Origin of the sequence: Myxococcus sp. AM010 (assembly GCF_013372585.1) — a bacterium.
Lineage (GTDB): Bacteria > Myxococcota > Myxococcia > Myxococcales > Myxococcaceae > Myxococcus > Myxococcus vastator.
Map to the genome: position 1 here is coordinate 22,388 of NZ_JABXEO010000046.1, position 18,037 is coordinate 40,424.

At 69.5% G+C, this 18,037-nt stretch carries 20 protein-coding genes and 4 tRNA genes; 4 read left to right on the forward strand and 20 right to left on the reverse strand.

All coding sequences use genetic code 11. The features are described from left to right. Window positions 1-52: 52 nt before the first annotated feature. The 14 genes from HV826_RS20985 to HV826_RS21050 form a co-directional block, all read right to left on the reverse strand. Window positions 53-126 (reverse strand) — tRNA-Arg (locus HV826_RS20985). Window positions 127-149: 23 nt separating this feature from the next. Continuing rightward, window positions 150-223 (reverse strand) — tRNA-His (locus tag HV826_RS20990). Between the two features lie 131 nt (window positions 224-354). Then, window positions 355-777 (reverse strand): hypothetical protein, encoded by a 423-nt coding sequence (locus HV826_RS20995; protein ID WP_176418803.1) that lies wholly within the window; start codon window positions 775-777, stop codon window positions 355-357. 143 nt (window positions 778-920) lie between these two features. Next, window positions 921-997: transfer RNA gene (locus HV826_RS21000), tRNA-Arg, on the reverse strand. Window positions 998-1,033: 36 nt separating this feature from the next. Next, a tRNA-Pro gene (locus tag HV826_RS21005) sits at window positions 1,034-1,107 on the reverse strand. A 76-nt stretch (window positions 1,108-1,183) separates the two neighbouring features. Continuing rightward, window positions 1,184-1,777 carry an RdgB/HAM1 family non-canonical purine NTP pyrophosphatase gene (rdgB, locus tag HV826_RS21010; RefSeq protein WP_176418804.1) on the reverse strand — a complete coding sequence of 198 codons (594 nt, stop codon included), beginning with the start codon at window positions 1,775-1,777 and terminating at the stop codon, window positions 1,184-1,186. Further along, window positions 1,774-2,487 (reverse strand): ribonuclease PH, encoded by a 714-nt coding sequence (gene rph / locus HV826_RS21015; protein WP_176418805.1) that lies wholly within the window; start codon window positions 2,485-2,487, stop codon window positions 1,774-1,776. The genes rdgB and rph overlap by 4 nt, the downstream gene beginning before the upstream one ends. Before the next feature lie 87 nt (window positions 2,488-2,574). Further along, window positions 2,575-3,384 (reverse strand): N-acetylmuramoyl-L-alanine amidase, encoded by an 810-nt coding sequence (locus tag HV826_RS21020; RefSeq protein ID WP_176418806.1) that lies wholly within the window; start codon window positions 3,382-3,384, stop codon window positions 2,575-2,577. A 50-nt stretch (window positions 3,385-3,434) separates the two neighbouring features. Continuing rightward, window positions 3,435-4,493, reverse strand: coding sequence for a selenide, water dikinase SelD (gene selD / locus HV826_RS21025; protein WP_176418807.1), 1,059 nt, complete (start codon window positions 4,491-4,493; stop codon window positions 3,435-3,437). Between the two features lie 64 nt (window positions 4,494-4,557). Continuing rightward, the gene (locus HV826_RS21030; RefSeq protein ID WP_176418808.1) at window positions 4,558-5,496 is read right to left on the reverse strand and encodes a DUF4388 domain-containing protein; all 939 of its coding nucleotides are present in this window, start codon (window positions 5,494-5,496) and stop codon (window positions 4,558-4,560) included. 5 nt (window positions 5,497-5,501) lie between these two features. Beyond that, the gene (locus HV826_RS21035) at window positions 5,502-6,224 is read right to left on the reverse strand and encodes a lipopolysaccharide assembly protein LapB (protein ID WP_176418809.1); all 723 of its coding nucleotides are present in this window, start codon (window positions 6,222-6,224) and stop codon (window positions 5,502-5,504) included. A gap of 39 nt (window positions 6,225-6,263) precedes the next feature. Next, complete coding sequence (locus tag HV826_RS21040) at window positions 6,264-6,968, reverse strand: hypothetical protein (protein ID WP_176418810.1); 705 nt, start codon at window positions 6,966-6,968, stop codon at window positions 6,264-6,266. After that, window positions 6,965-7,741, reverse strand: a complete 777-nt coding sequence (locus HV826_RS21045) for an outer membrane protein assembly factor BamD (protein WP_176418811.1) — start codon at window positions 7,739-7,741, stop codon at window positions 6,965-6,967. Before HV826_RS21045 ends, HV826_RS21040 begins: the two co-directional genes overlap by 4 nt. Window positions 7,742-7,751: 10 nt before the next feature. Beyond that, window positions 7,752-8,258, reverse strand: a complete 507-nt coding sequence (locus HV826_RS21050) for a regulatory protein RecX (RefSeq protein ID WP_176418812.1) — start codon at window positions 8,256-8,258, stop codon at window positions 7,752-7,754. A 35-nt stretch (window positions 8,259-8,293) separates the two neighbouring features. Here HV826_RS21050 and HV826_RS21055 point away from each other — a divergent pair, with 35 nt between their 5' ends. Then, window positions 8,294-9,031, forward strand: coding sequence for a hypothetical protein (locus tag HV826_RS21055; RefSeq protein ID WP_176418813.1), 738 nt, complete (start codon window positions 8,294-8,296; stop codon window positions 9,029-9,031). Window positions 9,032-9,058: 27 nt separating this feature from the next. On the opposite strand, the gene HV826_RS21060 is transcribed toward HV826_RS21055, so the two are convergent. From HV826_RS21060 to HV826_RS21075, 4 genes are all read right to left on the reverse strand, one after another. Then, window positions 9,059-10,474, reverse strand: a complete 1,416-nt coding sequence (locus HV826_RS21060; protein ID WP_176418814.1) for a type IV pilus twitching motility protein PilT — start codon at window positions 10,472-10,474, stop codon at window positions 9,059-9,061. A gap of 133 nt (window positions 10,475-10,607) precedes the next feature. Beyond that, entirely contained in the window at window positions 10,608-11,009 is a 402-nt protein-coding gene (gene rpsI / locus HV826_RS21065; RefSeq protein ID WP_140789134.1) for a 30S ribosomal protein S9, read from the reverse strand. Between the two features lie 14 nt (window positions 11,010-11,023). Next, window positions 11,024-11,470 (reverse strand): 50S ribosomal protein L13, encoded by a 447-nt coding sequence (gene rplM / locus HV826_RS21070; RefSeq protein ID WP_176418815.1) that lies wholly within the window; start codon window positions 11,468-11,470, stop codon window positions 11,024-11,026. A 214-nt stretch (window positions 11,471-11,684) separates the two neighbouring features. Continuing rightward, window positions 11,685-13,760 carry an ATP-dependent helicase gene (locus HV826_RS21075; protein ID WP_176418816.1) on the reverse strand — a complete coding sequence of 692 codons (2,076 nt, stop codon included), beginning with the start codon at window positions 13,758-13,760 and terminating at the stop codon, window positions 11,685-11,687. A gap of 127 nt (window positions 13,761-13,887) precedes the next feature. Between HV826_RS21075 and HV826_RS21080 the strand changes: the two genes are divergently transcribed. After that, a complete protein-coding gene (locus HV826_RS21080) occupies window positions 13,888-14,370 on the forward strand; it encodes a hypothetical protein (protein ID WP_176418817.1) in 483 nt (160 codons plus the stop codon). 16 nt (window positions 14,371-14,386) lie between these two features. Beyond that, complete coding sequence (locus HV826_RS21085; RefSeq protein WP_176418818.1) at window positions 14,387-14,884, forward strand: caib/baif family protein; 498 nt, start codon at window positions 14,387-14,389, stop codon at window positions 14,882-14,884. A gap of 24 nt (window positions 14,885-14,908) precedes the next feature. On the opposite strand, the gene HV826_RS21090 is transcribed toward HV826_RS21085, so the two are convergent. Both HV826_RS21090 and HV826_RS21095 read right to left on the reverse strand, forming a co-directional pair. Then, window positions 14,909-16,096, reverse strand: coding sequence for a class I SAM-dependent rRNA methyltransferase (locus HV826_RS21090; RefSeq protein WP_176418819.1), 1,188 nt, complete (start codon window positions 16,094-16,096; stop codon window positions 14,909-14,911). Window positions 16,097-16,101: 5 nt separating this feature from the next. Further along, window positions 16,102-17,334, reverse strand: coding sequence for a metallopeptidase family protein (locus HV826_RS21095; protein WP_176418820.1), 1,233 nt, complete (start codon window positions 17,332-17,334; stop codon window positions 16,102-16,104). Between the two features lie 112 nt (window positions 17,335-17,446). Between HV826_RS21095 and HV826_RS21100 the strand changes: the two genes are divergently transcribed. Next, entirely contained in the window at window positions 17,447-18,028 is a 582-nt protein-coding gene (locus tag HV826_RS21100; RefSeq protein WP_176418821.1) for a nucleoside triphosphate pyrophosphatase, read from the forward strand. Window positions 18,029-18,037: the final 9 nt, after the last annotated feature.

Genomic DNA, 18,037 nt, shown 5'->3' on the forward strand with positions numbered 1-18,037 from the left:
CCCCCGCTGCGAAAGTGGCGGGGGCGTTCCTGCTTCAACCTGCTGGAAGGTGCGCGCTCGGAGGGACTTGAACCCCCAACCCCCGGGTTCGAAGCCCGGTGCTCTATCCAGTTGAGCTACGAACGCAAATTCGAGGGTGGGTCAAGAAGGGCGGCCAACCGGGATCGAACCGGTAACCTCCGGAGTCACAGTCCGGCGCTCTAACCAGTTGAGCTATGGCCGCCGTTACAGCGTTACCGCGAACGGCGTTTGAAGCGGCGGCTTCCCTATCGTGGAAACCGGGACCGTGACAAGGCCCAAATGATACGACGCTCAACTCATCGGAAACTGACGCCTTTTCGCGAGCATCGCCGGCTAGGGCGAAACAGTCGCGGCGGACGCCGGGTCCGACGAAGGTGCCGGAGGCGGCAGCTCGAACGCATCCAAATCGAGGCCCACCTTGGACGGGTCCTCACGGTCGAGAACGACCATCACCCATGATGAGGGCTGGACGCGGGAAGACCACTGGTTAGGGATGTTCACGTCGATTTTCGTCGTGAAGACCGCCTGCCGCGGCGAATGAACGCTCAGCGTCAGCTCGAAACAACTGCTGCTCTTGAAGCCAATGATGCACGAGCCCCTGGCGGCCCGCTCGACACGCGCCGGAGCAGGGGTGCCATCCGTCGCGCTCGCCGTGTTTCGAGCGCCAAGGAACTGCCCCACCATGACCATCAAAATGATGGCGACGAAGATCGCACCGACGACCCTGAGGTCCAAGCTCTTCTGAGAACGCCCCATGCTTGCAACCTACAGGGCCACTGGGCAAGTCACGGCGGGAATCTACGCCTTCGATACCAGAGCGTGGCCGTAAGCCCGTGCCGAGTAGGTGCCGCCGCCCTTACGGGCGACGGCATTTCCTCAAGGCTTTCAGGCGGATAAGGTGGCGCCCCAGGCAGGACTCGAACCTGCGACCCCCGACTTAGAAGGTCGGTGCTCTATCCAGCTGAGCTACTGGAGCTGGCCGGGCCGCCTGCTTCCGATGCTGCACTTCAAGTCGGGGCGAGAGGATTCGAACCTCCGACCCCCTGCGCCCAAGGCAGGTGCGCTACCAGGCTGCGCTACGCCCCGAGAAGTCCGGCATTGTTGAACCATCCCGAACGGACGCGCAAGGCCGACGTGACTGACGGCCTCGCATTCCGAACGGCTACAAGCCCAGCAGGTGGGGCTTCATCTTCTGGAAGGCTTTCCCCCGGTGGGAGATGGCCGACTTCTCCTCCGGCGTCAGCTCCGCCAGGGCCCGCTCTCCTCCCGGGAGGATGAAGACGGGGTCATAACCGAAGCCGTGGCTGCCCTTGGGGGCGTGGCCGATGTGGCCCGTGCACTGCCCCACCTCCACCTTCGCCTCCCCTCCTCCGGGCCTCACCAGCGCCAGCGCGCAGCGGAAGGACGCGGTGCGCTTTTCGTCGGGCACGCCAGCCAGTTCGGTCAACAGCTTCTCGTAGCGGGCCCGGTCATCCCCCGGGGCATACCGCGCGGACTGCACGCCGGGCCGGCCGCCCAATGCGTCCACGCACAGGCCGGAGTCATCCGCCAACGTGAGCATCCCCGTGGCGTCCGCGTAGGCACGGGCCTTCTTCACGGCGTTCTCCTCGAACGTGGCGCCGTCCTCGACGGGCTCCGGCACGGGGGGCAGGTCCGCCAGGGACACCACCTCCACCGCGTCTCCCACGAGGCCGCGCAGCTCTCGCAGCTTCCCCTTGTTGGAGGTGGCGAAGAGTAGCCGGGGCTTCACCGTCATCCCAGCACCTGCGCCTGCGCGGCGGTCAGCCGCTGGATGGCGGCCAGCCCGCCGTCCACCATGGCGTCCAGGGCCTTGCGGTCGAAGAGCTGGTGCTCCGCCGTCCCCTGCAGCTCCACCATGCGGCCGTCCGCGGTGGCCACCAGGTTCAGGTCCACGTCCGCAGTGGAGTCCTCGTCGTAGTCCAGGTCCACCCGGACCTCGCCCTTGACGATGCCCACGGACACGGCCGCCAGCGGCGTGAGCTTGGGCAGCTTGGAAATCGTGCCGGCCTTCTGCAGCGAGCGCAGCGCCAGCACCAGCGCCACATAGGCCCCGGTGATGGAGGCGGTGCGGGTGCCGCCGTCCGCCTGGAGCACGTCACAGTCCAGCGTGAGGGTGCGGGTGCCCAGGGTGGACAGGTCCACCGCGGCGCGCAGGGAGCGGCCGATGAGCCGCTGGATTTCCATGGTGCGGCCCGTCTGCTTGCCCTTGGCGGACTCGCGCGGGTTCCGCGAGTGCGTGGCGCGCGGCAGCATGCCGTACTCCGCCGTCACCCAGCCGGAGCCCTTGCCCATCAGGTGCGGCGGGACGCGCTCCTCCGTGGAGCAGGTGACGAGCACCTTGGTGTGGCCGAACTCCACCTGGACCGAGCCCTCCGCGTAGCGGGAGACACCGGGGGTGAGGACGACGGGGCGAAGGTCCAGCGCACCACGTTGGAAGGAACGCACAGCAGGCTCCTGGGAAATGAGGACGAGCGTCCCCTTCTCTACCAGAGCCACGCGGCGCGGGTGTCGTTTGCCTTGGCGCCGGTGCACTCAGGGCGACACGGGGCCCGCCACCTCGGTCTCCCGGGCGGCATCCCTGCGCCGCGTCTGCTTGAGGAAGGCCAGCACGCCCTCGGCAATCGCCTCGGCCAGCTTCTCCTGGTACTCCGGCCGGCCCAGCCGGGGGCCCTCCTTGGGATGGGAGATGTAGCCCACCTCCACGAGGACGGCCGGGCACTCCACGCCGGAGAGGACGAAGAAGGGGGCCTGCTGCACGCCCCGGTTCGCCGCGCGGGTGCGGCGCACGAGGCGCGGGTGGATGGCGTAGGCCAGGCGCGAGGAGTCCGCGTGCGCCTCCGTGCGCGCCAGGTCCTGGAGGATGAAGGCCAGCGTGGAGTCCGTCCGCGCGGCGCGCGACAGGGGCGCCTCCGCGTTCTCCCGGTCCGCCACGGCGAGCGCGGCGTCACCGGAGGCGCTGGCGGACAGGAAGTACGTCTCCACGCCCTCGGTGCGCGCGCGCATCCGCCGGGTGGGCATGGAGTTGGCGTGGATGGAGATGAAGAGGTCGGGCGCGTGGTCATTGGTCCACGCCACGCGCTCCGTCAGCGACACCAGCGTGTCGCGCTCGCGCGTGAGGAACACGTCGCCCCCCGCGGCCTCGAGCTTGTCCCGGAGGCGGAGCGAAATCTGGAGCGCGACGTCCTTCTCCCGCAGCTTGCCGGGGCCCTTGGCGCCTTCCTTCGCGCCACCATGTCCCGGGTCGATGATGATGCGCGCGGGACGCTCCGCCGCCCCGGCGATGACGGGGACCAGCCAAAGCAACGACAGGAGGCCGAGGAGGGGGCGGCGCGGCGACGACATGCTGGGGCCCCATGCTAGCGGAGCCCGGCCGCCAGCGCGAAATCAGGGCCTCAGCCCACCACGTCGATGCCCGGCTTCCCCACCTGGACTTCACCAATCAGCGCCGCGTCCACGCCGGCCGCCTCCAGCGCCTTGAGCGCCTTGAGCGCCTGACGTGCGGGGACGCTGGCCAGGAGGCCGCCGTTGGTCTGCGCGTCCGCGAGCACCCACTGGATGCACTCGGGCAACCCTTCGGGGAAGCGGACCTTCTTGTGGACGTGGGCGAGGTTCGACTTCGTACCGCCGGGCACCACGCCGTCCTCCGCCAGCGCGGGCACCTCCGCGATGAGCGGGATGCGCTCCAGGTCCAGCATGGCGCGCGCCTTCGCCGCGGTCATCATCTCCAGCAGGTGCCCCAGCAGGCCGTAGCCCGTCACGTCCGTGAGGGCGTTCACCTTGAACTTCCCGGAGGCGAACACCTCACCCGCGGCGCGGTTGAGCGTCGTCATCACGCCCAGCGCCCGCTTCGCCAGCTGCTTGGAGGCCACGCCCCGCTTGATGGCGGTGGTGGCGATGCCCGAGCCCAGGGGCTTGGTGAGGAAGAGCACGTCCCCCGGCTTCGCGCCCGCGTTGGTGAGCACCTTCTTCGGGTGCACCACGCCGGTGACGGCCATGCCGAACTTCGGCTCGGGGTCGCGGATGCTGTGGCCGCCCAGGATGGGGATGCCGGCCTCGTCCGCCTTGGACTGGCCGCCCGCCAGGATTTTCGACAGCACCTTCAATGGGAGCTCGTCCGGGAAGCACACCAGGTTGAGCGCGAAGAGGGGCCGCGCGCCCATGGCGTAGATGTCCGACAACGCGTTGGCCGCGGCGATGGCCCCGAACTGGAACGGGTCGTCCACCACCGGTGGGAAGAAGTCCACCGTCTCCACCACGGCCATGCCGGGCGCCAGCCGGTACACGGCTGCGTCGTCGTTGGTGGAGAACCCCACCAGCGCCTGGGGGCCCTTCGTGGACTTCAGCCCCCCCAGCACCTGCGCCAGGTCCGAGGCCCGCAGCTTCGCCGCGCAGCCCGCGCAGTGGCTCAGCTCGGTGAGGCGCTTCACCTTGTCCGTCTTCTTCTCCGCCATGCCCGCTCCCCCGCGCCTCGCCGTCCCGGCACGGGCCCCGAAAAGGGCCCGGCCCGTTCACCGCTCAGGCCGCTCGGATGTAGTCCCGCTTGAGCAGCTGCACCACGGCCTCGGCGGTGACGACGTCGTCCGCGTCCGCGTGGTCCATCACCGCGTTCAGGGTGCCGTAGTTGTGCACCAGCTGCAGCACGTCCAGCAGCTCCGGCGCCAGCTCCTTGAGCGGCGGCGTCAGCGGCGAGGCCAGCGCCAGCGCGGCGTCCGCCGCCGGGAGGCTGGGCTGCAGGCGCTTGATTTCGTCCAGCTGGCGGAGCGCGTCCATGAGGAGCGCCTCGGTGGACGAGTCCAGCTCCACCATGAACTCCTGGTTCTCCGCCGGGCGCAGCTCGAAGTCGCCCTCTTCCCAGGTGATGATGCGGTTGAAGCTCTTCTGCGGACCCAGGTTGTGATTCTCACCGATGACGGCGTAGTACACGCGGCCCTGGCGCAGGTAGATGCGCCCTTCCTGGTCGCTGCGCTGCACCACCAGCACGCCGTTCTTCTTGGACGTGTGGAACAGCTGGAGCAGGTCCGGGAGGGGAATCTCTTCAATCTTCCCCGTCATGGAGCTGGCCTTGTTGGTCGTCCGCGCGGCCTGGGCCGCGGCGGCCTCCTCCAGCTTCAGCCGGGCGGTGCCCTCATCCACGCTGGCGCCTTCAGCGCCCTGGTGCACGAGCTTGAGGATGGACGTGCCAATGAGGATGCGGTCCCCTTCCTTCAAGCGGGACTGCTTCACCTTCTCACCGTTGACGAAGGTGCCGTTGGTGGAGCCCAGGTCCTCGATGGTGATGCTCCCATCGGAGAAGCTGATGCGCGCGTGCTTGCGGGAGACCATGTCCTCCACGAGCACCATGTCCAGCTCACTGGAGCGGCCGATGACGATCTGCTTGTCCGCCTTCAGCGGGAATTCGCCGCCCTGGTACTTCCCTGAGATGAACTTGAGGGCGTAGGTCTTTTGGGTGTCCATGGTCGTCAGCCAGCCTGCTCCGCCTTGCCGGGGTCCTTCACCAGGTTGAGGTACATCTGCGCGCTCTTGTTACCGGGGCTGCGCACCAGCACGTCCTCCCAGACCTGCACCGCCTCCGCCCGCCGCCCGGCCGAGTACAGCGCGACTCCATACTGGATGTGTCCCGGAATGAAAGCCGGGTTCTGGGCGATGACCTGCTCGTATTCGATGAGGGCCGCCGCGTTGTCCCCCGCGTCGCGCAGGGCGTTGCCCAGCTTGAGGCGGATGTCCACGAACTGAGGACACAGCGCGAGCGCGCGCCGGTACTCCTCAATGGCCTTGGCCCACACGCCGCTGGAGGCGAAGACGTCGCCAATCTCGCCGTACATGTTGGCGATCTTCTTCTCCACGTAGGGGTCCAGCTCGTCCGGGCCGGATTTCTGCTGGGAGAGGGCGGCCTGGTAGACCTCCTTCGCCTCGGCGTACTTCCCCATGTCGTTGTAGATGACGGCCAGGTTGAGCGCCGCCTCGGTATAGGCGGGGTTGAGCTGTAGCGCGGATTCGAACGCGCGCTGCGCCCGGGCGAACTGCCCCTGGTCGTGGTAGATGATGCCGAGCATGTTGAATACGTCCGCGAACGTCGGATTCTGCTCGACGATCTTCGCGAGGTATTGCTCGGCCTGCGCGTACTGCTTCTTCTCGAAGTAGCCGCGCCCGAGGGTCAGTAGCTGCTTGAGGGGCTCGTCCATGAATCGGCCCGCCAGGGCCCTGCCTCCGAGACGGCTAGCCTACATGAGGCTGGGAGAAAACAAGAATTCATCACCACTGAGCGACAACGAGAGTCGCCGCTGGCCCCGGGTGTCCACCGGCCGCGCCGGCAGCGCCCCCTGAAGGCGCCAATGCTCCGTCACCACCGCGTCGTCCCGCTCCAGCCGCACGTACCACGCTTCCACCTGGTAACCCCGCGCCCGGACCTGGCGCAACTGCTCCCACTCCGGCCCGCCCACGCCGGGCGTGCCCGGCCCCGCCAGCCGCACCAGGGACTCCGCGTCCGCTGCCTGGAGCGCCCTGCGGCGGGACTCCAGCGCCGTAACCACCGCCAGGAGCCGGGGCGCTGGCGTCGTCTCCGGCACCCAGGACCCGTTTCGCACCACGAAGGGTACCCGCTCCACGCCCGCGGTGCCCACCCGGGTGTCGCCCAGGGCGCCCTCGAAGTCGAGCGTGGCCTGCGCTTCCGCCCGCCGACCTCCGGGCGCCACGTTGACGGTGATGCGGGCGAAGCGGTGCTGCCGGGACGTCAGCGGCCCCGGCGCGCCGGGCACGGGCAGCGACAGGCCGCTGGACTCCGTCTCCTTGAGCGCGGTGATGATTTCCAGCTCGGGGCCCGCCGCGGCGCCCAGGAAGCGTGGAACGAACAGGGCCAGGGTGGCGCTCAGCGCAAGGATGACGATGAGGCCGCCACCCAGGCGGCTCCAGTCCTGGGTCGTCCTCACGAGCCCAGCATACGTTGGGCGCGCTCCGCCGCGGGCGTGCCGGGCAGGCGGCGCAGCACCTGGCGCAGCGTGTCCTGCGCCTTCTGCGGGTCATTCAGCTTCACGTACGCGTCGTGCAGGTCGAAGAGGGCCTCCTCCTCGTACTGCGTGCCCGGGTAGCGGCGCAGCAGCCCTTCCAGGCGTTGGGCCACGGCCTTCCAGCGCTCACGCTTCTGGTAGAACTGGGCCGCGTACAGCTCGTGCAAGGCGAGCCGGCGCTGGGCGTCCTCCCGGTGCGTCTTCGCCTCCGCCACATACTGAGACTGGGGGTACTGGCGCAGGAACCCCTCCATGGCCACCAGCGCGGAGCGGATTTCGCCCTGGTCCTTCTCGTGGGAAGGCGGCAGGGCGAAGAACTCGGAGGGGTAGGCCTGCACGTGCGTCAGCGCGGAGCGGAAGGCGGCGTAGTCCACCTTGGCGTGCGTGGGGTGGAGCTTGATGAAGGACTGGTACTGCTCCTTGGCCTCGGGGAGCGCCTCGCGCTCGAAGTCCACGTCGGCCAGCTTCAGCTCGGCCTCGCGGGCGGCCTCCTGGTACGGGAACTTCGTCCGGACGTACTCGAAGTACTTCTGGGCGCGGAAGAAGTCCTTGTTCTCCAGGGCCTCGGAGCCGAGCCGCAGGTTTTCGTCGGCGACGGCGGCATAGTCAGGCTCACCGGCCTGGCCCTGCGTGAGGGACGCACACCCGGTACCGAACAACAGGAAGGCGGACAGAAAGGCGACGGCGGAACGCATCCCCACCACGCTATTCCTCCGGCCCCGAGGGGTCCAGTGAAGCTTCTCCGAGCAACCGGTAGATGACGTCCTCCGAGAAGCCCCGGCTGTCCAGGAGCCGTCCTGCGCGGGCCCGCTCCCTGGCCTCCAGCGGGCGGCCGAGCAGCCCCCGCTTCTCCAGCACCGCGCGGGCCGTGGCCAGCGCGTCGAAGGACACCGCGTCGCTCGCCTCGGAGAGGGCCTGCTGGGCCGTGCCCTCCTCCAGCCCGTGCGCCCGCAGCCGGTGGGCCACCGCCTCCGGCCCCAGCCGACCCCGGCCCAGGAGCTGGGTGGCCCGCTCGCGCGCGAAGCGCTCGTCGTCCAGGTAGCCCCAGTCCTTCACGCGGGCGAGCGCGGCCTCGCGCACCGCTTCGGTGAAGCCCTTCCGGGCCAGGGCCTGCTCCAGCTCGCGGCGGCTGCGCGCGCGCATGGACAAGCGCTTCAGGCACGCGTCCGTGGCACGGCGAACAGCGTCGGGCCCTTCGTCCTCCGGAGGCATGGCAGGATACCTAGCATGTGGTAACAGGCCCGGCCATGCACCCCGTACTCGCCCGCTTCCTCGCCGCCGATGCCGCTCGGGAGACGCTCCTCAAGCAGCAGTCGGGCGGAGACCTCTCCGCGGAAGAGCAGGCCTTCACCGACGCCGCCTCCGCCAACCCGAAGCACAAGTCCGTGCTGCTGGGCGTGGGAGGCCGAACCCTGTCCACCGACGCCCAGGCTTCGCTCGTGCTGCTGGCGGCCCACGCCGCGGTCCGCGCGCTGGACCAGGACGCCACCCTGGCCGAGCCCACGAAGAAGGCGCGCGAGGCCCTGGCCGAGGAAGGCGCCAGCCCAGAGGAGACGGACGCGTTCCTGGCCTCCGTCCTCCTGGAGGAGGCTTTCGGCTACGAGCAGGACGTGGACGCTTTCGACAGCGAATACGTGAAGGAGGCGCTGGGCGAAGTGCCCGCGCTGGCCGCGCTCACCAAGGAGGCGGTGGACGCGCTCTTCCTCACGTTCGTGAAGGCCGCGGCCAACGACGCGGAGCGGAAGGTGCGTGAGGGCATGGCCCGCGCCCTCTTCGACATCGCGTGGTCGGAAGGGCCCGCGCCCATCAACCCCGAGCACATGGAGGCCGTGCTCGACGCGGAGGTGGTGGACCGTCCCGAGGAGGAGCAGGAGGCCAAGGTTCAGGCCACCGCGCAGCTGCTCCAGGCGCTGTCCAAGGAGGGCCTCGTCGGCCCCATCCGCCTGTCCCGGCTGCGCGCGCTGCTGGGTGAGGACGACGCGTAACCGCCGCTGTCGGGGACAGCGGCGCCGTTAGAAGCGCTCGATCTGGAAGTCGTCGTCCCCACCTGCCGCGGCGGGTGCCGGGGCCGGAGCGGGCGCAGGCGGGCGCGCGGCGGGCGGCGCCATGGGACGCCCCACCGGCGCGCCGGACGGAGCCCCCGGACGCGTGGCCTGCGGCGGCGGAGCGCCCGGACGCATCTGATGGGGCGCCGGCGCCGCTGGACGCATGGGCTGCGCCATGGGCGCCGGAGCGGGCGCGGCCTGCGGCGCTGGCGCACCCGTGGGCGCCCCCTTCTGCGCGAAGGCGGAGGAGCCGGGGATGGGCCGCGAATCGCCGGGCTTCGAATCGAAGTTGTCCCACTTGGAGTCGGACGTGCCGCTGATGCCGGAGAAGCGCAGCGCGAAGTCGTCCGGGTTGGTGGCCTGCCGGTGGGCCTCCTCGTAGGTGACGAGCCCCTGCCGCACCAGGCTCATCAGCGACTGGTCGAAGGTCTGCATCCCGTACGTGTCCGTGCCCTGGGCAATGGCGTCGTGGATCTCCTTCGTGCGGTCCTTGTCTTCGATCATCTCGCGGACACGGGCCGTGACACGCAGCACCTCCACGGCGGCCACGCGGCCCTTGCCGTCCGCGCGCGGCACCAGACGCTGGGACACCACGCCCTTGAGCACGCTGGCCAGCTGGAGGCGCACCTGCTTCTGCTGGTGCGGCGGGAAGGCGGAGACGATGCGGTTGATGGTCTCCGTCGCGTCCAGCGTGTGCAGCGTGGACATCACCAGGTGGCCCGTCTCCGCGGCGTGGAGCGCCGTTTCGATGGTCTCGTGGTCTCGCATTTCGCCCACGAGGATGACGTCCGGGTCCTGCCGCAGCGCGCTCTTGAGCGCCTGCGCGAAGCTCATCGTGTCCACGCCCACCTCGCGCTGGTTCACGATGGAGCGCTTGTCGCGAATGAGGAACTCGATGGGGTCCTCAATCGTCATGATGTGGCTGGTCTCGTTGGCGTTGATGTAATCAATCATCGCCGCCAGCGTGGTGGACTTGCCGGAGCCCGTGGTGCCCGTCACCAGCACCAGGCCGCGCTCCTCCCCGCAAATCTTGGCGAGAATCTGGGGCAGCATCAGGTCCTGGATGCTCATCACCTTGAAGGGGATGACACGCAGCACGGCGCCCACGGTGCCACGCTGCTGGAAGACGTTCACGCGGAAGCGCCCGAGCCCCGGCACGCCGTAGGCCAGGTCCACCTCGTTGCTCCCCTTGAACTTCTCCTTCTGGAACTCGTTCATGATGCCGAAGGCCATGCGCGCCACCTCCTCGGGAGGGAGGCGGCGGCCGTCCTTCAGCGGAACCAGCGAACCGTCCACGCGGAACATGGGCGGCAGGCCTGCCTTGAGATGAATGTCGGAGGCACCGCCGCGCAGGGCGATCTGGAGGATCTCGTTGAGTTCCATGAGCGGAGCGGATGCTACCAGACGCTCGCGCACGCATGCGATGGGGCGTGATGGACCCCGAAAACACATCGGCGGAGGCCCCCGAATGAGGACCCCCGCCGCGTGAGGACAACCCAGCTGCCGAGCGAGTCGCTTAGCGCTTGGAGAACTGGAACCGGCGACGCGCGCCCGGCTGACCGTACTTCTTGCGCTCGACCGCGCGAGCATCGCGGGTGAGGAAGCCGGCCTTCTTCAGCGCCGGACGGAACTCCGGGTTGAAGGAGCACAGCGCACGGGCGATGCCGTGACGGATGGCGCCGGCCTGGCCGGAGAGACCGCCACCCTTGACGTTGACCGTGACGTCAACCTTGCCCTTCTGCTCGAGGATCTCGAGGGGCTGGTTGAGGACCATCTTGGACGTCTCGCGGCCGAAGTACTCGTTCAGCTCGCGGCCGTTGATGGTGACGAGGCCAGTGCCAGGACGAATCCAGACGCGGGCGGTGGCCTCCTTGCGGCGGCCGGTGGCGTAGAAACCGAGCTCTTGGTGGATGGGCATGGACGTTGTCTCCCTTACGCCTCGACCTCGAACGCGGCAGGCTTCTGGGCCGCGTGCGGGTGCGTGTCACCTGCGTAGACCTTCAGCTTCGTCATCATCTGGCGGCCCAGCGCGTTGCGCGGAAGCATGCGCCGCACGGCGTTGATGATGATGTCCTCGGGGTGACGCTGGCGGAGCTTCTCCAGGTTGGTGATCTTCAGGGCGCCCGGGAAACCCGCACGCGGGTGCCGGTAGTACATCTTGTCCTGCTCCTTCGTACCCGTCACCTTCACCTTTTCGGCGTTGATGACGACCACGTGGTCGCCCGTGTCCATGGACGGCGTGTAGATGGCCTTGTGCTTGCCCTTCAGCAGGGTGGCAATCTGGCTCGCCGTGCGGCCCAGCACCTTGTCGGACACGTCAATGACGTGCCACTGGCGCTTGATGTCCCCAGCCTTCGCGCTGTAGGTCTTCTGCGACATTTCGTGCACTCCAGACTTCTCGCGGCCGCCGTGTGCATTCCAGGGACCGCTGCTCGTGCTTAATCAACCGCGGGTCGACCGTGAAAACTTCACGGAGGCCCGGAAAGGCCGACCGTCCTAGTGGGTGTGGCGGATCAAGTCAAGGTCGCACCGCACCGGACGTCTGGATTCCCTGCCCTCCCCCTCCGGGACGCCCCGGACAGGGAGCGCCCACCTACCGGGCCGCTCCCCCGGACGGCCCGGCGCCGCCTGGAGGGGCGCCTGGAGTCGCGGGTTTCTTGAAGCGCTCCTTCAGGTTGGCGAAGAATTTCTTCTCCTCCGTGGTGGGAGGCCCCTGACGCGGCGCGTCCATCTCCACCGTCTCAATCACCTCCGGCGGCAGGTCCTCCAGGAAGCGCGAGGGCGTCCGGGGCACCTCCTTGCCGCGCTTCACGCGGGTGGCCGCGCGGGTGAGGTAGAGCACCTCCTTGGCGCGGGTGATGCCCACGTAGCAGAGGCGCCGCTCCTCCTCGAGGTTCTGCGCCTCGCCCTGCATGCCCCCGTGGGGCATCAGGTCCTCCTCCATGCCGATGAAGAAGACGAGCCGGTACTCCAGGCCCTTGGAGGCGTGCACCGTCATCAGGGTGACGCGGCGGTTGGCGCCCGGCACCTCCTCTTCCTCCTGCCGGGTGTCCAGGCTCAGGCGGTTGAGGTACGTCGGCAGGCTGGCCTTGGGGCCCTCGCGCTTCTCGAAGTTCTCCAGCGAGTTGAGCACGCCGTCCACGCCCTTGAGCTTCTTGTCCGCGGCGGTGGCGCTGGTGGCGTGGGCGCGGGTGGCCTCGCGGAAGCCAATCTCCTCCAGCAGCTTGCGCGTCACGTTGGCCAATTGGCCGTGCTCGTACGCGGCGCGGTAGCGCTCCACCAGGTCCACGAAGTCCGCCACCCGGGCCCCGGCCCCCGGCGGCAGGTCCTCATAGTCGGTGGCCTTCTTCATCACCGTCCACAGCGTGACGCCCTCGCCCCGGGCGTGGACGTTCAGGCGCTCCATCGTCACGTCGCCAATGCCGCGCGAGGGCACGTTGACGATGCGCAGGAGCGAGATTTCGTCCAGCTTGTTCACGATGACCTTGAAGTACGCGATGACGTCCTTCACCTCGCGCCGGTCGAAGAACTCGCTGCCGCCCACCACCTCGTAGCCGATGTTCTTCTCCCGCAGCGTCTCTTCAATGGGGCGGGACTGGCCGTTGGTCCGGTAGAGCACGGCGATGTCGTCCGCGGAGACGCCCAGGGCCATGTGCTTCTGGATTTCGTGCGCGACGAAGCGGGCCTCCTCTTCGTCATTGGGGCACGTCACCACCTTCACCTTCGCGCCCCCCTTGCGGTCGGTCCACATCTGCTTGGCCTTGCGCTCGGGGTTCTTCGCGATGACGGCGTTGGCCGCGTCCAGCACCGTCTGGACGGAGCGGTAGTTCTGCTCCAGCCGGACCTCCTTCCCTCCCGGGAAGAGGCGGTCGAAGTCGAGGATGTTGCGCACCTCCGCGCCGCGCCACGAATAGATGCACTGGTCGTCGTCGCCCACCGCGCACACGTTGCGGGAGCGGCCCGCCAGCAGCTTCAGCAGTTCCAGCTGCGCGGTGTTGGTGTCCTGGAACTCGTCCACCAGCAGGTAGCGGAAGCGCTTGGTGTACTTCTCGTAGAGGTCCGGGTGCTCACGCAGCAGGCGCGCGGGCAGCAGCAGCAGGTCGTCGAAGTCCACGGAGCCCTGGGCCTTCAGCGACAGCTGATAGTCCGGGTACACCATGTGGGTGATGAGGTCGTAGTCATCCCCAATCCCCTCCGGCTTGGGCTCCGGCGCCTTGCCGGAGTTCTTCGCCTTGGAGATGAGGTTGAGCACCTTGCGCGCATCAAACGACCGGTCGTCGATTTTGTGCTCACGCATGGCGCGCCGGATGTTGGCCAGCTGGTCGCCCATGTCGGCGATGGCGAACTTCCTGGGCCAACCCAGCCGGTGGATGTCCTCGCGGAGCATCTCCGCGCCAAAGGCGTGAAACGTACACACCAGCACGCCCTGCGCCCGAGGCCCCGCCATGTGGACCAGGCGCTCCTTCATCTCCGTGGCGGCCTTGTTGGTGAAGGTCACCGCCAGGATGTTGCGGGCCATGATGAGGCCTGGCCGCTCGTTGAGCAGGTGGACGATGCGGTGGGTGATGACGCGCGTCTTGCCGCTGCCAGCGCCTGCCAGCACGAGGAGCGGTCCCTCCAGGGTGACCACGGCCTCGCGCTGCGGAGGATTGAGCTTCGAGAGGTCCATTGCGCGCGGGGCGGGGATACCCTTTGATTCGTTCGTGCGCGACTCTTTTTTCCCCAGGCGCTCTGGCGCTTTTCTCGCACTCGTCCTGGGCACGGGATGCCTCGGCGGGTCCGGCGCGTCCCCGGAGGTGACACCCGTGGTGCCGGCGGCGAGCGCGCCCTGCGTGTACTTCAAGCAGTTGGCGCCCTTCCTTCCAGAACGGCTGGACGGCTTCACGGTGGCGCACACCCAGGGCTCCACCGGAAAGTACGGCGAGGTGTCCGTCTCCGAGGCCGAGCGGCGCTACACCCGAGGTGAGGGGCGCGAGGTGAAGGTGCGCATCGTGGACACCACCATGGGCGAGCGCATTGGCAAGGCCATCCAGGAGGCCGCCGACCGCTCCCGGGGCAAGCCGGCCAGTGACCCGTCCGCGCCCATCCACATGGACGACGCCGTGGGCTTCGTGCGGTACGACGCGGAGGAGTCCGTGGCCGAAGCGAACCTCCTTGTGGGGGGGCGCTACGTGGTTGCCGTCACCAGCCGGGGATTTCCGGGTACGGTGGAGGTGCGCCGGGTGGCGCGCGGCATCGACCTCGCGGGACTGGCTCGCCTGAGGCCCGGTCCGAACTGATGAAGGAGTGTCCCAGGTGGTGAAGGACAAAGGAACGCGGCCCGACAAGGCGGACCTGGTCGCGCAGGAGAAGGCGGCGCGGGAGCTGGTGTCCACCCTGGGCAAGCGGGAGTTCCTGGAGCAGTTCCAGAAGCTGGCCAAGAGCTTCGCGTCCGATCCGGGCAACCCCGGCTCCTACGCGTGTGAGGGCTGTCAGCGCTGCGCCAACTGCATGTTCTGCAAGGACTGCGACAGCTGCTTCACGTGCACGCACTGCACCCGGTGCGAGCTGTGCAACAACTGCTCGCACTGCGTGGACTGCAAGAGCTGCAACGCCTGCGCGTACTGCGTCCAGAGCGAGAACTGCTCCACCAGCGCGTACCTGGTGCTGAGCCGCAACCTGCAGGACTGCAACTACTGCTTCGGCTGCGTGGGCCTGGCGAAGAAGGACTTCCACATCCTCAACGTCCCCTTCCCCCGGACGGAGTACTTCAAGGTCGTGGGCCGGCTGCGCAAGGAGCTGGGCATTCCGTAGGCCCCAGCCCCGCCCCTTGCCTCGTCAGAGGGCGCGCACGTAGAGGGCCTTCAGGTACTCCGTCTCCGGCAGCCCGGCCAGCACCGGGTGGTCCAGCCCCGCGCCCCGCCGCTCCAGAATCTGCACCGGCCGCTTCGCGTCCGCGGCGGCCGCCAGCACCATCTCCTCGAAGGCGGCGCGGTCCAGCTTGCCGGAGCAGGAGCAGGTGACGAGCAGCCCGTCCGGCTTGAGGCAGCGGAAGGCGCGCAGGTTCAGCTCATGGTAGGCGCGCAGCGCGGTGGCCAGGCCCTCGCGGCGCTTGGCCAGCCCGGGGGGGTCCAACACCACGGTGTCGAAGCGACGCCCGCTGGTGTCGAAGCGGCGCAGCACGTCGAAGGCGTTGGCGTTCTCCACGGTGACGTTGGCGCGGCCGTTGGCCTCGGCGTTGGCCTTGGCGCGCGCGGCGGCCTTCTCGTCCTGCTCCACCGCCAGCACGGACGTGCAGGTGCGCGCCAGCGAGAGCGCGAAGCCCCCGTGGTAGCTGAAGAGGTCCAGCCCCTCGCCGCGCGCCAGCTCCCCGGCCCGCAGGTGGTTGTCCACCTGGTCCAGGAAGGCGCCCGTCTTCATGTCGCCCTGCAGGTCGACCTCGAAGCGGTTCTCCCCCTCGTGGTAGGTGAAGCGCGCGGCGCCCTCGCCGTGCAGCAGGCGCGCCTCGCGCGGCAGGCCCTCGAAGTCACGGCCAGAGGCGTCATCCCGGCACATGACGTGGGTGGCGCCGGTGAGCTCCACCAGCATCTTCGCCAGCGTCTCCTTGCGCGCGTCCATGCCCTCGGAGAGCGTCTGGAGCGTGAGGCCCTTTCCGTAGCGGTCCACGAAGAGGCCCGGGAGCTGGTCCGCCTCGCCGTGCACCAGCCGCAGCCCGTCACGGCTGGACAGAAACGCCCGGCGCGCCAGGGCGGCCTCCAGGCGGCGGCGGAAGAAGGCGTCGTCCACCGGCTCCTCGGCGGGGCTCTTGCGCGTCAGCAGGCGCAGCGCCAGGGGCGAGCGGCGGGCGTAGAGGGCCTGGCCAATGGGGTTGCCCTGGGCGTCCACCACCAGCACCACGGCGCCGGGGCCCTTCACGTCGGGCGGGGCGGCGATTTCGGTGCGGTACAACCAGGGATTGAAGTGCCGCAGCGAGCGCGCCCCCTTGGGGCTGACACGCGCGACGGGCAGGGCTGCATGGGGGGGCATCAGGCTCACTCCAGGCCGCGAGCGGCCAGTTCTTCGTCGTCTTCGCCGCGAAGGTGCCCGATTTCGTGCAGCAACGTCACGCGGATCTGCTCGCGAAGCTCCTCGGGCGTCCGGACGGCGCGCGCCAGGTTGCGGCGGTAGAGCACCACGGAGCGGCACGGCACCTCGGAGCCGTCACAGGGTTCGCCCAGCGGCGGGCCCCGGAAGAGGCCCAGAATCGTGGGCGACAGCGGCGGCTGGTTGGCCAGCAGGTCCGCGTCCGCGGGCAGCTCCTCCGCCGTGACGGGCACGCCGTCCAAGTCCCCCCGCATGTCCCTGGGCAGCTCGGCGACGGCCTTCACCACCTGAGCGCGGAAGTCCTCCTCCGCGGGCAGCGGCGGCTCGGGGAAGTCGTCGGGCGCCAGCGTGCGCGCCTGGTCGAAGTGGCCCTGCGCCTGCTCCCACTTGCCCTCGCGCTCCAGCAGGAGCCCCAGGTGGTGGTGGGCGTGCGCGGCGCGCTCCGGGTCGTCCACGAGGCGGGTGAAGGCGGTGCGGGCCTCCCGGAAGCGGCACAGCTCGAAGAGGGCCAGGGCGCGCTCGTAGAGGGCCTCGCGGCTGCCGGGATTTCGCGCCAGGACAATGGCCGAGTGCGCCAGCGAGGACTCCGCCTGCCCCAAATCATTGAAGGCCATGGCGGCCACCAGCGCGAGGTGCGGAATCAGCTCCGGGGGCGTGTTGGGCTGGGACAGGCCGCGCTCCGCGTAGAGCGCGCCCAGTTCGTCCCGCTCCCGGGTGGAGGACAGCTGCACGGCGTACAGGTGCGCCGAGCCCAGGAGCGCGGACGGGTCCCCCGGGTCGATGGCGAGCGCCCGCGCATAGGCGAGCTGCGCCTCCGTCTCGCGGCCCAGGGCGGCCAGCGCCACGCCGCGCTCCGCGTGGGCGGTGGCCAGGTCCGGCTCCAGCGCGGCGGCCTGGGCGGCGCAGGACAGGGACTCCTCGAAGCGGCCTTCCTCGAAGTAGCGACGCGACGCATCCAACGGGGCCGCGCCGTCCGAGCGGCACACGGCCAGCGGCTGCATCCGGTGGGTGGCGTCCTCGGGAGGCGGCGCGGGGCGCACGCTGGCGGTGGGCGACCCGGCGCCAGGCCCGCTGAGGGCAGGCACGGCCGGACAGGACGCGTCCGGCGCTTCGGAGGCCGGAGGGCCGCGCTTGCAGGCAACGATGAGGAGACAGAAGGCGAGCAGACCGCGCCGCGACATGGGCCGCCAGGGTACGGCATCACCCCGTGCCCGGGAAGCCAGGACGTGCATGCTCGCCTGCTGACGCGACCGGACACCCACCCGCTCCACACTGCACTAGGTTGCCCATCCCATGAGCGAATTGATTCTGGCCTCCACGTCGAGCGCCCGGCGGGCCCTGATGGATGGACTGAGGCTTCCCTACCGCGCCGAGGCCCCCGGCGTGGACGAGGTGGTGGCCCCGCACCTGTCGGTGACGGAGGCCGTGCGGGCGCTCGCGTCGCGCAAGGCCCGCGCGGTGCATCAGCGGCACCCGGAGGCCTGGGTGCTGGGCGCGGACCAGCTCGTCGAGGTGGCGGGCGAGGTCCTCTCCAAGCCGGTGGACCGGAGCGCGGCTCGGGAGCAACTGCGCAAGCTGGTGGGCACCACCCACGCCATCCACACCGGGGTGTGCCTGGTGGGGCCCGGCGGCGAGGCGCACGAGTCCGTGGAGACGGCGCGGCTGACGTTCTACGCGGTGAAGGACGAGGAGCTGGAGCGCTACCTCGACCTGAACGAGTGGGAGGGCTGCTGCGGCAGCTACCGCGTGGAGGAGGCCGGCCAGGCCCTGTTGGAGCGGCTCGACGGCGACCGCGCCAACGTGCAGGGCCTGCCCATGGTGACGGTGGTGCGGCTGCTGCGACAGGCGGGCTTCCGCTTCTTCGAGCGCCGCTGACGCCCGCGC